An 18,006-nucleotide genomic window follows, 5' to 3' on the forward strand; every position below is an offset into this window, starting at 1 on the left:
GTATCTTTTCTTTTGGTAAATCATTAAAGTTTTTAAACTCTGCATTAGAAGTTTATAAATAATTTCATTTTTATTCTCCTAATTTCATCGACAATTATATAGTTCATAACTATAATTAACTTTGGGTAAATTATCGGGATTTTCCCAACAGTTGAATTTCTCTAAATCATTTTCGTTTACTTCTAAATTAACTGCCCATAAGTCTAAATGTCTAGTTTTTTCTGTCAAGATTTTAGCAATTGTTGAATCTGGTAATAATGCTGAATTTTCTTGTTTTTTTGCCAGAACAAATTCTAATGTTTCGGTTGGTAAATTAGCTTTTTTTTCCAGACGTTGGAAATATAAACCAATCGCCATTAAAGCACGAATTTCTGAGTGAGTTTTATAACTCATGGCAATCAATATTGGAGCTTGAGATTTTGTTTGAATGACTTGGGCTAATAAATCTGCTCGTCGTGATTTTTGATAGGCATAATTTGTGACTACACTTAATGCTCCACATAATCCCATTATTAATATTATAACAACTATTTTTTTGCCTGTTGCTCTGAAAATATTGGTAATATTTTTAAACAGTTTGCTTATTGGTTTTTTCTCCTCAATATTATTTTGCCAACAACTCGCCATACTTGACCCCAACAACAATAAAACTACCGGAAAATAAACAAAGCCATAACGAGCAACTAAAGATATGTCTTTTCCTAAACCATAAATTACAAAGAAAAATAGGAGGATGGCAAACCCTAAAAAACTTCCTAATATTTGAAGAGAAAGACCTGCTAATGGAGAAGCGATCGCTCTTTTCCATCCCCCCCATAAACTAGGAAAAACCCAGACTAAAACTAACAAAATTGTCATGCCAGAAAGGATGCTAATAAAAGTATTTGTTCCCTCCACTGGCAACATAAATATCATTGTTATTCCCCAGACAAATAAACGCAAGATAGGTTGCCAGATTTCATCTAAGTCATAACTGGTATCGATCCAACTCGTCAAGTCATTACTAGAAATACCTGTCACTGCTGGCAACCACACTAAACAACCGACCAAACTCCCCAACCCAACTATATAAATGTGACACCAATAAGGTTGAGAAAATTGTTTGATATCCCTGAGCAAAAACCAACCCATAACTAAACCTTCCGCAGCGAGAGTCAATGCAAAAAAATAGTGGGTGGCAATGCCTAAACTATTAATTATTATCCAGAAACATCCTAACAATAAAGGTAATTTTTTTTGCTGCTGAATACAACGTATTGCTTGGATGAGAAAAGCTAGAGAAATGATTATCCAGAGAATAGTTAGGGTATAATGACGAGCTTCTTGGGCAACATAGATACCGTAGGGAGATACCGCCATCAGTGCAGCAGCTATTTGCCCCACTATCTGAGAGCGAAAGGCAAAACAACCAAGAGCAAATATTGCCGGAATAGCTAATACACCAAACAAAGCACTGAGCGATCGCCCTACTGCTAATGATACTATTTCTCCATCTGGGGTAAATATTTTCAGCCAAAAATGAGTCAGCAGAAAATATAGAGGTGGATGAGTGCTTTCAGTCATTAGGTTGTGAATGACGTCGCTGTAGGGAATTGTTGGGTCGAAGCGCAGGGGTGAGAGGAGTTGCTGCCAAGTGATGACTTTATCTAGGGGGATGTCAAGAAAGTTATGACCGAGACTGTAACCTAAAGTCGATATTTCTATGGAGTCAGCAGGTTTATCTGCCCAAAAATTGTAGCGGAGAATAGTACCTATTAAAATGGAGATACTTAATAGGAAATAATTGAATTTATTTATTTTTAGACTTTTTATGGTGTTAATTACAATTGCCAATTTAATATTTACCTTTTCCAATAATAAAAAATAAAAAATTAAACGCCACTATATACTATTCTTCTAGTAGCCGAAAATCTAAATCAGAACAATCTGGATTTGGAGATTCAACAACTTCAACCAGGAAAGCTTCACCTTCGCGCTCCCCTTCTGGAGAAAATCTCAAATTTTGTCCTGATGTTTCATTAGCTGGAAGATTTACTTCTTTAAGTTTTTCTAAAACTTCAAACCTAGTTGGATTATTGCCAGAATTAGATAAAGCATAAATAAAAGCTTTAGTTGCATCATAACTGGTAGCGGTAACCCAACTTACCGGACCTCCCCACTGAACTTTTGCTCGTTCTAAAAATGGTTCTGCTGTTAGTAATTTCTTAAACCACGGTACTGCCAAAATCAAACCTTTAACAGCTTGCTTGCCCTTGTTTAAAGTATCGCAATTATAAAGACTATCGCCACCAAGTAATTTTAATCTTTGTTTTTCTGGCAATTCATAATTAGTTGTGGCAATTTTAATTGCTGAGTCAATTGTGTTGACATCAGCAAATAGCATACCAGCTTTAATTTGATTTTCTACTGCTGTCTTAACTGCTACTTCTAAATAAAAGGATTGTTCCTTCAAATCCACCTTAGTAATTTCTTTCCTCTTTAAGTGAAAACTAAAATGTTCTTTGAGACTTAGACTATATGAACTTTGATCGTTATAAAAAATTACAACTTTTCTTATGCCTAATTCTTGAGCATATTTAGCTAATTTTTTACTTAAGATTGAGTTATTAATTACTGTTCTAAAAAAAATATCACTCTTCAATTTTGTACTTGTGCTGGTGGGAGAAATTATTGCTAATTTTTGTGATTTTTTTTGTGCTTCATATACTTCTAATCCTGCCTTGCTAGCATTGCTAGAGTCATGTCCTATAACCCCTAAAATAGACGCTCTATTTTTCACTATTTCTTGTGCCACTGTCTGGGATATTTTCGGCTCATTGCTATCATTAACAATAACAATTTCTAGTAATCTATCATTTGAGAGTCGATCTTGATTAAACTCATCTTGTGCCTGGGCAACACCTCGCAATATTTCTTTAGCTATTTTACTTTCTGTATCTGCTGGTACAACCACTGCTAGAGTTATAGGATTACCAGACTCATAGGCTAGGCTATTATTCTGATAAATAAGTGGTTCTGGTTCGTTTCTCTTTGCCTTTACAAGTGCTGCAAAACAATTAGCAGCTTCACTATAATTATTGCTTTGGAATTCTTGATTACAGTTTAAAAAATTATCATTATATTTTGTTTCATAACTATTGGAAAAGAGTGTGATTTCCCCACTACTAAATCTTTCTGTTTCCTGCAAATCCCCGTTTGATTTTCCGGATGAATAATCTGAATTTTGTTGAAATTGTAATCCTAAAAATATTCCTATTCCAATCAGCATAGGCACGGCTAAAATCGCTGTCAAAACTACCAAACGAATTGGGATTTGCTGCGACTTTTTACCATGAGAAACTGAAATATTTCTAGGTTTTTCCTTGGCTCTAAGATATTTAAGTTTCTCTAGAGCTTTAGTATTGTTAGATTCGATTTCTAAGACCATTTCGTATGGTTTTTTCACTAGGCTTAATTTTTTCTCGATCCAACCCTTTGTTTGAATTAAATGATCGCCATAACCGAGCAATGATTCTATGTATCCCTCTTTCGCACGCTGTGGATTAATTTTGTAAGCTCGATCATACAGTTCTTTTGCTTCCTGAAATTGTTGATTTTTTCGATATGCTTCAGCCAAGCGGAATAAAGCACTAAAATGGTTAGGATTAAGTTCTAAAGCCATACGATAGTGGTGCAACTCATTGTCTATATTCCTGCGGTTCCGCCATATATTAGCTCTTTCGTAGTAATAATCAGCTTCAGGATCAAGTTTCTCAAGTTCCCATATTTCTGATTGTAGTGGGTAATATTTGAGTAACCAATGACGAACAAACTCAATTGTAACTCTATTGCCATCTGCATCTAAAAAGTCATTGTCAATCAAAGCTTGTTGTGCTGGAAGTAGTTGCTCTATATTAACTCCAATGCTTTTTAGCAGATTTAAAGGGTTTTCTGGGGGTGACTGATTTTTTTGCCTAGCTTTCTCTTGAGCTACTGCTGCTGCTGAGAATACTACTCTTTCTGGAATCAATAACCCCTCCCGAAACCAAACTAACCCTGGTTCGCTCAACTCAATAGCATTGTCTATAACTGTGTCTGCATCACCCCCCAAAATCTTAGTTTTTCCCTGTTCCCGTGCTTGCACGAACAGAGCAGAGCATATAGCTTGTGTGAAGTAGGGATGGCCTGCTGAAAGTCTGATAATTTCGTTTATTACTCGGTCATTGTATTGCAGAAATTTTCTAACAGGTTTTGTAATCAACATTCGGGTACTTAATCTGTCTAGCAATCCTATTCTCTGTTGAGGCGCACCCCTATACAATTTCAGAAGTTTTGGCATATCACTTAGTCGCCTTCCCACAACAGGAATAATAAAAAGTTGCCTCTCCTGAGATACAATTTGCCTTAAGTATCCAAAGAAATCTTCAAATCCTGAGTCATTATTCTCAGTGTTTAAAACATCGAACTCATCTAATAATAATACTAAATTTCTATTACCTAATTTCTGGAATATCGGATTTAATAATTGACTGAATTTATCTGCGTCTTTTTCTAAATCTTGAATTGAAGCTAAATCATTTGTAGATATTTCCAGATGCTCAAAAATTTCTTCAGCAAGTTTATGGATAATTTCATGGAAAGACCATTGGCTTTTATCTTGAAAATCTGACAGGACAAAAACAAATTTATTATCCAAGTTTACCTGTTGACGAATTTGCTGTAGTACAGAAGATTTACCTATACGTCTTTGACCATGGAGCAGAATAACTTGTTGATTATTACTCAAATTATCTTCAATAAAGCGAAACAGACTTTCTCGGCCAAAAAACAATTCTTGTTCATCAATAGAACGACCAATAATGTAAGGATTTCGTTTATTTCTTGGAGATATCATATTAATTATTAGTTTTTGTAGTAATTATATTTTTACTCTTACCAACTAACAGAAAAATAACCTTTTATATATATAATTCAGGAGTTATCAAAATTATGCAAAGTATGCTGCTAACTTGCCCAACCATTTCACGATAGATTTTATAGCTTCTTTATTTTCTGACAAATACTTAATTACATTTTTTACTTTTTCTGCTTGCTGATGACTCATCAAATTGAGAAATACTTTCTCTCTCTGTTTAAGTATTTCTGCATTAGTATTTTCAATTTCTTTAATTACCCACCACTCCATAATTGTTGAAGAAAATGAATAAACTGTATTTTCTTCAACTGTACTTCGTTTAATTACTCCCCTTTGTTCTAAATCAATCAACTCTCTTTCTTTTTGACTAAAAATAATATTAATATCACCTAAATTATAGCGTTTTTTTTGCACGCGACCTTCTAAGTTAGATAATGCAATTAGCATTAACAAAGTTTGTTCCAATTCATTAGCAAGTTCCCATGTACCTTGAAAAAAATGTTCTGTTGCTGCTATCAACTCCCTAGCAAATATCTCAGCACTAGGTGTTTCTCCAGAGCGCATTTGATGATAATAAAGAAATCCGACATTTTGTAGTAATAGTGGATTTCCATAAGCAATTTCTTCAATTCCGTCACATAGTGCAGGTGGTATTTGCATTTGACTAAGCAACTTTTCTACTTCCTTCTGATTAAGTGGTTTTAGTTGTTGAAATGCGTAATGATTATACCAAGGAGATTTTTCTGGTGTCAGCTTAGGACCAGTTTCATTCAGACGTCGCCTTGAAGTTACAATCATTGATAAATACTTTCTTTCCGAGGAGTGATAGGCTAAATTTCTACACTCACTTAAAAATACTTCTACGTCAGTTTCGGTATACTGAGAATGGGAACGAAAAGTCGCATCATAATCATCTAAAAGTAGAACTAAAAATTTATTTTGCTGACCTAATCTTTTCAACACAAGACGCAGGTAATCTTTAGTTATTTTTGGCTTTTTTAGTAACTCTCGAACCATAGGTTGTATAGTCGTATCATCTTTAGTTTTTTCTCTAATTAAATTAATAATTTTTCGCCAGAAATTAGCGGGTATAAAAGGTTGAGTGTCTAGGCAATTTAGGTAGACAATTACCGCTTTAGATGGATCTAAATCTTGGGACTCCCAGATATGATGAGATGTCAGTAGGTTAAGGAAAGAAGTTTTTCCCATACCTCGGCCACCCCAAATCGCTAAATTGCTGCGGTTGTATATTTGGTCAAATGCTATTGCTATTAAATTTTCCCGCCCCACAAAACGTTCTGGGGCAACTGGTTGGCCTACAGTGAAAGGATTTCTTGGCATGATGTCTTGATTTTACAATTTTAGGAAGGACTTACAGATGATGCTTTTGCTATTTTCGTTATTATAGCTCCATACATAGCTAGCTACTAGAACTCCAGTTTTTTTTACTTCTTATTCTTTGAATCACTCAATTTCCTCTAATGAAACTTAAATTAAATTGGTTTGATTATTGACGTTTTCTACTGCATTTAAGAGTCTGTTTTTGTTAGTTTAACTTTTAAATAAATAAGCTGTTTCGTCAAGTTCAGAAATAATAATTTAAGTTTCTTTATATCCAAATTTTGCTTTAAGTGTTTCTAGGAATTTATGGTCAAGTTGACTAGCTTTTAACCTATAAAAATTGGACATATATTGTAATTTATTAATATTTATAAGTTCTATGTTTAGTGTATGATTTAATAATAGAATAAATTCTATCTACCTATTAGTTATTTTGAAATATATATGCTAGTAAAGCTAAATCCTCAATTACAAAAACGTTTGGGCATATCAACAGAGGAAATTGCTCTATTTTGCCAACATTGGAATATTATTGAAATGGCTTTATTTGGGTCAGTTTTAAGCAATCGCTTTCACGCCAATAGTGATATTGATATTCTCATTCGCTTTGCACCAAAAGCTCGCCAGGGATTATTAACTCTTGCTAAAATCAAACATGAATTAGAAAATAGCATAGGGCGAGAAGTGGATATTGCGGTAAAAGAATCCATTGAAAATAGTGAAAATTGGATTCGTCGTCAGGAAATTCTCAAGACAGCACAGGTAATTTATGAGCAGGGATAAAGCATCACTTTTGGATATAGTTAACGCAGCAAGGCGAGTTTTGCAATTTGCTGAAGGAATTGATAAATCTGAGCTGGCAACTAATGAAGAAAAACAATCTGCCATTCTCTATCAAATTATTGTAATGGGAGAAGCTACCAAGCGACTATCACCAGAATTTCGGGAACAATATCCGGAAATTCCGTGGAAAGATATTGCTGGAATGCGAGATATTCTTGCTCATCAATACGATCGCCTGAACTTTAATACTCTTTGGGATGTTATTCAAAGTGATGTTCCAGAAGTTTTGCCACTCCTTGAGTCCCTCTTACTAAATTCCACTGATGATATGGATAATAATTAGTCTTTTTTCGTTACCCTAATAGTATAGTAACTTTTATCAAAAATTAGGCCATGAAACGCATTGTCTTAATCGCTGGTTTTGAATCTTTTAACACTGGTTTATACCGTCAAGCAGCTCAACTGGCAACTTCCCAATGTCCAGATTTAGATATCCAAGTATTTAGCGATCGCGCTCTTTCCACGGAACCAGAAACTGTCGCCACTGCCTTAGAAAATGCTGATGTTTTTTTCGGCAGTCTGCTTTTTGACTACGACCAAGTTTTATGGTTGCGTGAAAGAGTACAACATATTCCCATCCGTCTTGTGTTTGAGTCAGCACTGGAATTGATGGCATTAACAAAATTGGGAAAATTTATTATTGGCGACCAACCGAAAGGAATGCCAAAACCAGTCAAATTTATTCTCAGCAAATTTTCCAGTGGGAAAGAAGAAGACAAACTTGCGGGTTATATCAGCTTCCTGAAAACAGGTCCGAAATTACTCAAATTTGTACCAGTGAAAAAAGTGCAAGACCTGCGCAACTGGTTGATAATTTACGGTTATTGGAATGCTGGTGGTACAGAAAATGTGGCTGCCATGTGTTGGGTGTTGGCAGAAAAATATTTAGATTTAAAAGTTGGAGAAATTCCTCCACCAGTGGAAACTCCCAATATGGGTTTGCTGCATCCAGACTACCAGGGTTATTTTGAGTCTCCCAAAAAATATCTCGAATGGTATCGCCAAGAAAAACAAACTTCCGCGACTCCCGTTGTTGGTATTTTGCTCTACCGCAAACACGTCATTACTAAACAACCATACATTCCTCAACTTATCCGCAAATTTGAAGAAGCAGGTTTAACACCCCTACCTGTATTTATCAACGGAGTCGAAGGTCATGTCGCCGTCAGAGACTGGATGACCAGCGCTTTTGAAAGTCAGAAGTCACAAGTCAGAAGTCAGAAGTTAGATAAAAGTCAAAATTCAAAAGTAAAAAGTCAAAAGTTAGATTCTGTTGAAACAGGACTTACGCAAATTAACCTTGAAAACGGCATATGTAGGGGCGAATGGCATTCGCCCTCACTAGATTTAAACTCAAAAGTCAAAAGTAAAAAGCATGATTCTGTTGAAACAGGACTTACGCAAATTAACCTTGAAAACGGCACATGTAGGGGCGAATGGCATTCGCCCTCACTAGATTTAAACTCAAAAGTCAAAAGTAAAAAGGATGATTCTGTTAAACCAATACTTTCCCTTTCTCCAGAAGCAGTAGAAGTCGATGCAGTCGTTTCAACTATTGGTTTTCCCTTGGTCGGTGGTCCTGCGGGTTCTATGGAAGCAGGGCGACAAGTGGAAGTTTCTCAACGCATCCTCACTGCCAAAAATGTTCCCTATTTTGTGGCAGCACCCCTACTTATTCAGGATATCCATTCTTGGACGCGCCAAGGTGTGGGAGGTTTGCAAAGTGTAGTTTTATATGCACTGCCAGAATTAGATGGAGCGATCGATCCTGTTCCCCTGGGTGGTTTAGTGGGAGAAGATATTTATTTAATTCCCGAAAGAGTGAAACGTCTCACGGGTAGAGTGAAAAATTGGATAAAACTGCGTCAGAAAGCGCCCGCAGAAAGAAAAATAGCCGTTATTCTCTATGGTTTTCCTCCCGGTTATGGTGCCACAGGTACAGCAGCGTTGTTAAATGTGCCGCGATCGCTCCTGAAATTCCTCCACGCTCTAAGAGAAGAAGGTTACGACGTTGGGGAAATTCCCGAAGATGGGGAAGAACTTATTCGTCAAATTAAAGAAGCAGACGAAATTTATTCTTCTTCCTCCCTCGATAATTCAGAACCAGTGCGAGCATCTTGCTCGCGTCCTTCATCCTCCCATTCTTCATCCTCGCATCCCTCATTCTCCGATGCTTCATCCTCCCATTTTTCATCCTCCCATTCTTCATCCTCGCATCCCTCATTCTCCGATGCTTCATCCTCCCATTTTTCATCCTCGCATCCTTCTCAAGTTAATATTAAAACCCTAGAAAAATGGTTGGGTTATCTATCAACAACTCGCATGGAAAAACAATGGGAAAATCTCACCCGCACGGGTATAAAAACCGATGGAGAAAATTTCCATATTGGCGGAATTAAATTAGGAAATATTTGGCTAGGAGTACAACCACCACTGGGAATTTCCGGCGACCCAATGCGCTTAATGTTTGAAAGAGATTTAACACCCCATCCCCAATATGCTGCTTTTTATAAATGGCTCCAAAATGAATTTCAAGCTGATGCAGTAGTTCACTTTGGAATGCACGGAACTGTGGAATGGTTGCCCGGTTCGCCCTTGGGAAATACTGGCTATTCTTGGTCAGATATTCTGTTAGGAAATATGCCACATCTATATATATATGCTGCTAATAATCCTTCCGAATCTATGTTGGCAAAACGTCGGGGTTATGGGGTGTTAATTTCTCATAATATTCCTCCTTATGGTCGGGCAGGTTTATATAAAGAATTAGTCAGTTTGCGAGAATTAATTTCTGAATATCGGGAAGATCCCCAGAAAAATTCAGCCTTACGAGAACCGATTTTTAAGAAAATTATTGATACTGGTTTAAATTCAGATTGTCCGTTTGAGTATGGCAAAAAATTAGGAATTGAATTTACTACAGAAAATGCGCAGATGTTTAGTGCAGATGTAGTTAATCCCTATTTTGTCGAAATTTACGAATATTTGCAGGTAGTAGAACAAAGATTATTTTCTTCTGGTTTACATACTTTAGGTGAAGTTCCGAATGAGGAAGAATTAAAATCTTATTTGGAGGCTTATTTTGGGGAAGAAATCCCAGAGATAGACACGGATTTTGGGCACGGATATACGGATGATAATGTTAATAAAGATATGGTAAATATTCGGGATTTGTTGATGCAAAATACTGACGAACTAACTAATCTTTTGCGTGGATTAAATGGAGAATATATTCCTGCTGCTCCAGGAGGAGATTTATTACGAGATGGTCCGGGAGTTTTGCCAACTGGTCGAAATATTCATGCTTTAGACCCCTATCGAATGCCTTCTCCCGCTGCTTATGAAAGAGGGCGAGAAATTGCTAGGGAAATTATTAATCAACATTTGGAAGAAAACAATAATTATCCCGAAACTGTAGCAGTAATGTTATGGGGTTTAGATGCTATTAAAACCCGTGGCGAATCAATCGGGATTTTATTAGAATTAGTAGGAGCTGAACCAGTAAAAGAAGGTACGGGTCGAATCGTTCGTTATGAATTAAAGACTTTAGCTGAAGTCGGTCATCCCCGCATCGATATTTTAGGAAATTTATCAGGAATTTTCCGAGATAGTTTTGTCAATATTATCGAACTATTAGACGATCTATTCCAACGAGCAGCAACCGCAGACGAACCCGTAGAACAGAATTTTATCCGCAAACACGCCTTAGCATTACAAGCGCAAGGTATAGAAAATGTTTCGGCACGGTTATTTTCCAATCCCGCTGGTGATTTTGGTTCCTTGGTAAACGACCGAGTCGTGGATGGAAACTGGGAGTCAGCAGATGAGTTGGGCGATACTTGGCAAGGGCGAAATGTCTTTAGTTACGGTCGTCAGGACAAAGGTCAAGCACGACCAGAAATTTTGCAGGAGTTGTTAAAAGGTTGCGATCGCATCGTTCAAGAAATTGACTCGGTGGAATATGGTTTGACAGATATTCAGGAATATTATGCTAATACTGGTGGGTTGAAGTTAGCAGCAGAAAAACAAAGAGGTAAAAAAGTAAGTGCGAGTTTCGTCGAAAGTTTCTCCAAAGATACCACCCCCCAAAAATTAGAAGATTTGTTGCGGATGGAATATCGCACAAAATTATTGAATCCAAAGTGGGCGGAAGCAATGGCAAATCAAGGTAGTGGCGGAGCTTACGAGATTTCCCAACGGATGACAGCGTTGATAGGTTGGGGCGGTACAGCTAATTTTGCTGATGATTGGGTTTATGATGGTGCTGCCGAAACCTATGCTTTGGATGCAGAGATGGCGCAGAAATTACGGGAGGCAAACCCAGAAGCGTTTCGCAATATTATTGGGCGGATGTTGGAAGCGAACGGACGCGGTTTTTGGCAAGCAGATGAGGAGAAGTTGCAAAAATTGCGGGAGTTGTATGAGGTAGCGGATGAGGATATTGAAGGTGTGAGTGTTAGGTAGTAGCTTGGTTTTTGTTGTCTCAAGCAAAGCTAAAACATGGCTTCTCCCCCTCAAATATTACAGCGGTTTTCATGATTAGTAGACCACAGTAGGGGCGATTTCCTACGGAATGCTCCTAATTACGCGAATCGCCCCTACAGGGTTTTGGTTATGACGATGTGGTTCATCAATCTGAAAAGCGCTGTAAGTAATATTTCGCTAAGAGTATCCATACCCAATCCGTGATATGTTTATATAGTAATTATATAACAGAAATCAGGAGTCAATAAAGTATGAGTATAACTCAAAGTGGTGTAGTTACAGTTGGGAATCAAAATGGCACTACCTTTAGCAAAGAGGTTACTATAACCTTTCCACAACCATTTCCTACCACACCAGTAGTAGTCGCCAATACTTTACAGCAGCCGAACCTTCCGCCAATACCAGATGCCTTCGCTGTATCTATTATAGAGGTTAATACGAAAACAGCTGTCGCCCGTGTTTACCGAGTCGATATAGGTCCACAACCGCCTGGTGGCTGGGCTCAAAATTTACAACTTGCCTGGATTGCTCACTCCTGATAATAGAAAAAGTGGTAGTTGGGCAGCCTGATTAAAAGTACCTGCAAGGATGGTCAAGGTTAAGTTCTCGAAGATAGTAGTAGTAGGTTGGGTAGAATGAAGTGAAACTCAACACAAACCAAGACAATAAAGTCACAAGTAGGTTGGGTAGAACGAAGTGAAACCCAACATCATTATTCTTGTTGGGTTTCGTGACCTCAACCCAACTACAATATAGGCAACAAAAATTCTTGTTGGGTTTCGTGACCTCAACCCAACTACAATATAGGCAACAAAAATTCTTGTTGGGTTTCGTGACCTCAACCCAACCTACAAAACTTTATGGAATATCGTCGGGCAAAAACACCAGGAGCAACTTATTTTTTCACAGTAGTAACATACAACCGCCAGAAAATTTTGTGCAAACCTGAAAATGTAGATTTACTAAGAAAAGCTTTTCGATATGTTATGGAAAAACATCCATTTAAAATAGATGCTATTGTCATCTTGCCAGAGCATCTCCATTCTCTTTGGACATTACCTGAAAATGATGCAAATTTTTCGACTCGTTGGCGATTAATTAAAAGTTATTTCAGTCGTCAATGTTATTCTCAATGTGAGGAAAAAATTTCAATATCTCGACAATATAAAAGGGAAAAAAATGTTTGGCAACACAGGTTTTGGGAGCATCAAATTCGAGGGGATTCAGATTTTGCTAATCATCTCGAATATATTCATTATAATCCAGTGCATCATGGATTAGTAACTGCTCCGAAAGATTGGGAATATTCTAGTTTTCATCGTTATTTGACATTCTCCCCGGCCTAAAGGCACGGGGATTCCTACTGAGCCATAGCTCCTCGGCGGGTTGACGCTTTGCTTCGCATAGCTGTCGCTAACACAGGGTGCTGCTTCCTTGGCGGTAGTCTAACGCTTCCCTCCACGTCCGTTTAGAGTTTCCGAGTGCCCCCCGGCAACTAATAACACTATAGCATATATTCAATTAACTTAACATAAAAATAAAAAGTCGCCCTACAAGGGCGAGGCTTTAAACCCAATTTTTCGGTAAAAGTGGGAATTTATGACCAAATGTGGGGAACTTCACAAAGGCTTATTTTTGATAGCAATATTGGTAGAGAATAAAACGTAGGTTGGGTTAAGCGGTAGCGCAACCCAACAAAGCAAGATAGTGTTGGGTTTTGTTGCCTCAACTCAATCTACATCTACATATAAATCTACTCGCCATCCGGGAAAAAAATCTCTACTTTACTCAAGCTTTACGAAAAAGCATAGTAAATATAATAAAAACGTATATTTTTTTTTATATTTAATGAAGAACACTGTAAATACTTGATTTCCTCTTCAGTAGTTGCTATAGTATTTTAACATACACAAACATATCCGACTCAAACAAATATTTCAGGAAGTGCATACTGCTATATAAAAAAAATAGTAATATCGCAGTTTGAGAGTAACAATTTGTAGAAATAAAGCTAGTCTACTAATTGAAAATTATGATATTAACTAAATAAAACCATTTAATAATAAGGAGTAAGCAAAGTATGTATTTCCAGAAGCTAAAAACTCAAAGTCTAGTCGTAAAATGGAAAAGTATTAGTGTTGGTACTTTTCTCAGTATTTGTACTTTTGCAGTTCCCGCTACTGCTACTACATTAGATTTTAATCAGAAAATTATAGCTCCTGACGGTGCAGTGGATGACTATTTTGGTAGCTCAGTCGCTATAAATGAAAACTATGCTCTGATAGGCTCTTATGATGACGACAATGGTAGAGACAGTGGCTCTGCTTACCTGTTTGATACAGTTACTGGCAATTTACTCCATAAGTTTACTGCTCCCGACGGGGCTTTTAGAGACAATTTTGGGCGTTCAGTCGCTATAAGTGAAACAAATATTCTGATTAGCTCTTTTAAGGATGATGATAATGGTACAGATAGTGGCTCGGTCTACCTATTTGATACAGTTACTGGCAACTTACTTCATAAGTTTATAGCTCCTGATGGTGCGGTGGATGACTATTTTGGTAGTTCAATCACTATAAATGGAACTTATGCTCTGATAGGTTCTCATCAAGATGATGATCGAGGATTACAAAGCGGCTCTGCTTACCTATTTGATACAGTTACTGGCAACTTACTCCATAAGTTTACTGCTCCTGACGGTGCTGTTAGTGACTTCTTTGGGGATTCAGTTGCTATCACTGAAAACTATGCCCTTATTGGTTCTTATGGTAAGGATGATAATGGTGACAACAGTGGCTCGGCATACCTATTTGATATCGCTACTGGCAACTTACTCCATAAGTTTATTGCCTTTGACGGTGCTGCAGGCGATCATTTTGGGCGTTCAGTTGCCATAAATGGAACTAATGTTTTGATTAGTTCTCATGGTGATGGTGATGGTAGTCAAAGCGGTTCAGCATACCTATTTGATGCAGTTACTGGCAATTTAATCCATAAAATTACTGCTCCTGACATTTCTGCTGGTGACCTCTTTGGGCGTTCAGTTGCTATAAATCAAAGCTATGCCCTGATAGGCTCTTATGGTGATGACGACAATGGTAGTGCCAGCGGGTCTGCTTATTTGTTTGATATCACTACTGGTGACTTTATCCAGAAGTTTACCGCTCCTGACGGTGCGACTCAAGACTGGTTTGGAATTTCAGTCGCTATAGATGGAAACAATGTTGTGACCGGCTCTAATGGTGATGATGACAATGGTAGTCAAAGTGGCTCGGCTTATCTGTTTACCATTAATGCTCAAGATGCAATAGATCCCGAATCTATCCCAGAACCATCATCACTCTTAGGAATATTAGGTACATTTGTTTTGGGGGGTTTGAGTTTGAAGCGACGTTGAAATGGTGACACCTCTTTTGAGAAAAACTAATTCTTACTGTTGAATTATTAATTTTTTAATCATTCTTGTAATATCATGTCCGGATAATTAGTGATGAAAAAACTGATCATGAATGCTTAAACAATAAATCTTTCTATTTTCCCTACTCCCCTACTCCCCTACTCCTCTACTCCCCTACTCCCCTACTGTCTTAATAATAAGTATTCAACCGGACATGATTAGGACTTACGCAGATACGCTATATATAGCGCTTAAAACTATTGTTCAATAGAATTTACACTCTATAAATAGTGCCTTTGCGTAAGTCCTGATGATATAACTCTAGCTATTGGCACAAAAAATTTCTAGCTTCCTGTTATAGTTGCTAGGTTTTTTTATCTCATAGGTCAATTATGTAAAAAAATTCCGAAAGACGAATGATTTGTGGTAGTTGACTCATGGATGCAGTGGAACTCTCAAACTTTTTTGCACTACTACAGCTAAAGCTTCAGATTTTCGCAATAACCCAATTTTGTAAACTTGCATTAATGCCAGGAGTTCGTAATTTTCTGCTTCTGTAAACCCAACTTTTTTTCCTTTCGTTTGTAGCTCCCCCAGTCGTTGATTTTGCTTTATATCCATTTTGCCATCAGCAAGTTCTAAAATTTCTTTGTCTGAAAGTTTGGAGACGGGGGCGTACAGATGATTGTTTGGCAAATTTTCTAAGGTGGGTAACAATAACAACGTCATACACCCAAATTTTGTGCGACCGCGGTCTGCTCCTGGACTTTCATAGTCTACATCACTTTTAAATTATCAGGATTTACGCAGGGACTCTACAGATAGCTAGTGCGCCATTCGGAGCTTTGCGGAATGCAAATGCCATTCACCCCTACAGATGCTGCTTTAAAGGTTAATTTGCGTAATATCATGTCCGGTAAATCAGTTACGATATGTCATTGCGTTAGCGTTTGCGCAGCATTGCGAAGGAAAGCTTTGCGATAGCAAACGGAACGAAGTGAAGCGTTTGCGGAGCATTCCGGAACGGAAAGCAATCAAAGTACTTTGCGATTACTTCACTCCGCTATCGCTGTGTTCGTAATGACAACTGTTCAACCGGACATGATATAAGTCCTGATTATTATAATATAAAAACCCGTCAACATTAATGGGACAGAGCAATAGTAACACTGACATGATGATTATTTTTGGTTGGGATAGTTTTTTTCATCTGTCTGAGATTGCTTTGTAGGATTTTTTTCAGTTTCTGTAGGTTGACTGGATTTCATTAAACCAGAACCATGCCACAAAAAACTGACAATCATTATTTTAGTTAATGCATTCAATTGCTCTAACTTTTCTTTGTTCATTGGTTGATTTATATTATTAGCTTGCATGAATTTTGAGCCGATATTTATTCTTGATAAAGATTAACAAATCTTTCAATAGATATGCTGATGAATCCGGTGAGGGTAATTACTTAATTTAGAAACTTGATTATGGAGCGATCGGCTTTTCTACCATAGAATTACAAATAAGTATTTCAGCACACTTTGACATAATTAATTAACTACTATATTATGCTTCAGTATTAATACATAACATTTCGGATGAGAATAAAATTGACAATTCTATTTTTCCGTATTTTTACTGAAATAGCTGTGATTTATCTTCTGGATTTAATGTGATTTATACTATAGATACTGTGTGATTTAAAACACAATATAAATTTTATCTAAAAGGTAAGAAATGTAGAAATTAATATCAAATTAACTGAGGAATTTATAGCAATCCTCTTCATAGTTTTGTAGCAAATATTTACATCATTCTAGCATTAGATCACAGGGGTAAAAATTTCATAATTTGATATATAAATTTAGTTTGTTGTACAAATAATGCACAAGTTTATAAATATCAGAATAAGTCAGTAGTCAGTAGTTAGTATTTAGAAGAAAGTCAAGAAGAAAAATACTCTAATTTAGACTGTGTTTAGAAAACATCTTCGCACGTTCAATAGTAAGGAATTAAATTCATAAATATTTTTCTTCTTCCTTCTTCCTTCTTCCTTCCTAATATTAAGAAGCAAAATATTTACCATATAAACCTGGATATCTTTCTTTTATCCAACCACCTAATCCTTTTCTTGGGTCTCCCTCAAGTTGACGTTCAAGAGCAGCAATAATACCCTCATCCATCACCTCATCTATTAAATCAAAAATAAAGATATTACAATCTTCTCCTCGTCTAGATTGAAATTTATTAGCATTCAAATCAATGCCTAAATAAAAATCTATTGCTCCTTCTGTCTCAATATCACTACCTACACCAATCATTAAAATTTTAATCTCATCTTGGCTATTGATATTAGAACAAGTTTTTCCAATAACATTAATAAATTCTTTACTATCATCAATTTGACCATCAGTATAGATAATTATAAAAGCACCTTTATCATCAGTTCTATTAGAAAACCATTGAGATACTGCCTCATTTAAAGTAGGAGCAATATAAGTCGCACCGCCAGGTTTATTTTCTTTAAAAGCAGCTTGTACTTGAGCAGCATCTCTGAGATAAATAGTTTTAGTCGGTTGTTGATTTCGATTGAAAAAATATAAAGTTAACTCATCACAAATTATGCCATAATCATCATCTTGTTCGGACAGAATTTCAAATACATGACCTTGTACAGTTTCTTGAAGATATTGCCAACGATTTTTGTTTCCTGTAGTAGCATCAGATATTGTCATGGAACCACTACGGTCTATCAAAATAAAAACATCGCGATTGTAAATTTGTGGAATTGGCATATTTTTCTCCTTTGGTAAGATTAATTCAGCAGGTTTTTGATAACTTATATTTTTGCAGATATATCTACATATTTCTAAGATTTTACCAAACTTTGCCACTATAAAAGATATCAGTAAATTAATTTCTTTCATCCTACGTTCATTAAAATTAACAAAACTCAAAAAGGTATTCAACAATTAATAATTAATAATTAATAATTAATAATTAACAATTACCTCTCCTCGAAAACGGATAGGATTGACGCACTACCGATTTTTCA

General features: G+C 36.5%; 12 protein-coding genes. 6 read left to right on the forward strand and 6 right to left on the reverse strand.

What is annotated here, in order from left to right; genetic code table 11:
- Positions 1-84: 84 nt before the first annotated feature.
- From F6K15_RS03325 to F6K15_RS03335, 3 genes are all read right to left on the reverse strand, one after another.
- Positions 85-1,833, reverse strand: a complete 1,749-nt coding sequence (locus F6K15_RS03325; protein ID WP_293056960.1) for a hypothetical protein — start codon at positions 1,831-1,833, stop codon at positions 85-87.
- Between the two features lie 55 nt (positions 1,834-1,888).
- The gene (locus F6K15_RS03330; protein ID WP_293056962.1) at positions 1,889-4,873 is read right to left on the reverse strand and encodes an ABC transporter substrate-binding protein; all 2,985 of its coding nucleotides are present in this window, start codon (positions 4,871-4,873) and stop codon (positions 1,889-1,891) included.
- Positions 4,874-4,966: 93 nt separating this feature from the next.
- Positions 4,967-6,235, reverse strand: coding sequence for an ATP-binding protein (locus F6K15_RS03335; RefSeq protein WP_293056965.1), 1,269 nt, complete (start codon positions 6,233-6,235; stop codon positions 4,967-4,969).
- Positions 6,236-6,679: 444 nt separating this feature from the next.
- Here F6K15_RS03335 and F6K15_RS03340 point away from each other — a divergent pair, with 444 nt between their 5' ends.
- The 6 genes from F6K15_RS03340 (at position 6,680) to F6K15_RS03365 (ending at position 14,960) form a co-directional block, all read left to right on the forward strand.
- Complete coding sequence (locus F6K15_RS03340; protein ID WP_293056967.1) at positions 6,680-7,018, forward strand: nucleotidyltransferase family protein; 339 nt, start codon at positions 6,680-6,682, stop codon at positions 7,016-7,018.
- Positions 7,005-7,361, forward strand: a complete 357-nt coding sequence (locus tag F6K15_RS03345) for a DUF86 domain-containing protein (RefSeq protein ID WP_293056969.1) — start codon at positions 7,005-7,007, stop codon at positions 7,359-7,361. Before F6K15_RS03340 ends, F6K15_RS03345 begins: the two co-directional genes overlap by 14 nt.
- Positions 7,362-7,411: 50 nt before the next feature.
- Positions 7,412-11,542, forward strand: coding sequence for a cobaltochelatase subunit CobN (locus F6K15_RS03350; protein WP_293056971.1), 4,131 nt, complete (start codon positions 7,412-7,414; stop codon positions 11,540-11,542).
- Positions 11,543-11,814: 272 nt separating this feature from the next.
- Positions 11,815-12,102: a hypothetical protein gene (locus F6K15_RS03355; protein WP_293056973.1), complete on the forward strand. Its 288-nt coding sequence runs from the start codon at positions 11,815-11,817 to the stop codon at positions 12,100-12,102.
- A 321-nt stretch (positions 12,103-12,423) separates the two neighbouring features.
- A complete protein-coding gene (locus tag F6K15_RS03360; protein ID WP_293056975.1) occupies positions 12,424-12,909 on the forward strand; it encodes a transposase in 486 nt (161 codons plus the stop codon).
- A gap of 734 nt (positions 12,910-13,643) precedes the next feature.
- Positions 13,644-14,960, forward strand: coding sequence for a PEP-CTERM sorting domain-containing protein (locus F6K15_RS03365; RefSeq protein WP_293056977.1), 1,317 nt, complete (start codon positions 13,644-13,646; stop codon positions 14,958-14,960).
- 435 nt (positions 14,961-15,395) lie between these two features.
- On the opposite strand, the gene F6K15_RS03370 is transcribed toward F6K15_RS03365, so the two are convergent.
- The 3 genes from F6K15_RS03370 to F6K15_RS03380 form a co-directional block, all read right to left on the reverse strand.
- Complete coding sequence (locus tag F6K15_RS03370; RefSeq protein WP_293056979.1) at positions 15,396-15,689, reverse strand: hypothetical protein; 294 nt, start codon at positions 15,687-15,689, stop codon at positions 15,396-15,398.
- Between the two features lie 452 nt (positions 15,690-16,141).
- Positions 16,142-16,336, reverse strand: coding sequence for a hypothetical protein (locus F6K15_RS03375; RefSeq protein ID WP_293056981.1), 195 nt, complete (start codon positions 16,334-16,336; stop codon positions 16,142-16,144).
- Positions 16,337-17,014: 678 nt separating this feature from the next.
- Positions 17,015-17,920 (reverse strand): VWA domain-containing protein, encoded by a 906-nt coding sequence (locus tag F6K15_RS03380; RefSeq protein WP_293056983.1) that lies wholly within the window; start codon positions 17,918-17,920, stop codon positions 17,015-17,017.
- Positions 17,921-18,006 lie beyond the last annotated feature (86 nt).

The organism is Okeania sp. SIO2B3 (genome assembly GCF_010672525.1).
GTDB lineage: Bacteria > Cyanobacteriota > Cyanobacteriia > Cyanobacteriales > Microcoleaceae > Okeania.

Bases quoted from the DNA above. Each gene is read 5' to 3' on its own strand.
- F6K15_RS03345 (WP_293056969.1), top strand. From the start codon at position 7,005: ATGAGCAGGGATAAAGCATCACTTTTGGATATAGTTAACGCAGCAAGG.
- F6K15_RS03365 (WP_293056977.1), top strand. From the start codon at position 13,644: ATGTATTTCCAGAAGCTAAAAACTCAAAGTCTAGTCGTAAAATGGAAA.
- F6K15_RS03360 (WP_293056975.1), top strand. From the start codon at position 12,424: ATGGAATATCGTCGGGCAAAAACACCAGGAGCAACTTATTTTTTCACA.
- F6K15_RS03370 (WP_293056979.1), bottom strand. From the start codon at position 15,689: ATGACGTTGTTATTGTTACCCACCTTAGAAAATTTGCCAAACAATCAT.
- F6K15_RS03375 (WP_293056981.1), bottom strand. From the start codon at position 16,336: ATGCAAGCTAATAATATAAATCAACCAATGAACAAAGAAAAGTTAGAG.
- F6K15_RS03335 (WP_293056965.1), bottom strand. From the start codon at position 6,235: ATGCCAAGAAATCCTTTCACTGTAGGCCAACCAGTTGCCCCAGAACGT.
- F6K15_RS03350 (WP_293056971.1), top strand. From the start codon at position 7,412: ATGAAACGCATTGTCTTAATCGCTGGTTTTGAATCTTTTAACACTGGT.
- F6K15_RS03340 (WP_293056967.1), top strand. From the start codon at position 6,680: ATGCTAGTAAAGCTAAATCCTCAATTACAAAAACGTTTGGGCATATCA.
- F6K15_RS03355 (WP_293056973.1), top strand. From the start codon at position 11,815: ATGAGTATAACTCAAAGTGGTGTAGTTACAGTTGGGAATCAAAATGGC.
- F6K15_RS03330 (WP_293056962.1), bottom strand. From the start codon at position 4,873: ATGATATCTCCAAGAAATAAACGAAATCCTTACATTATTGGTCGTTCT.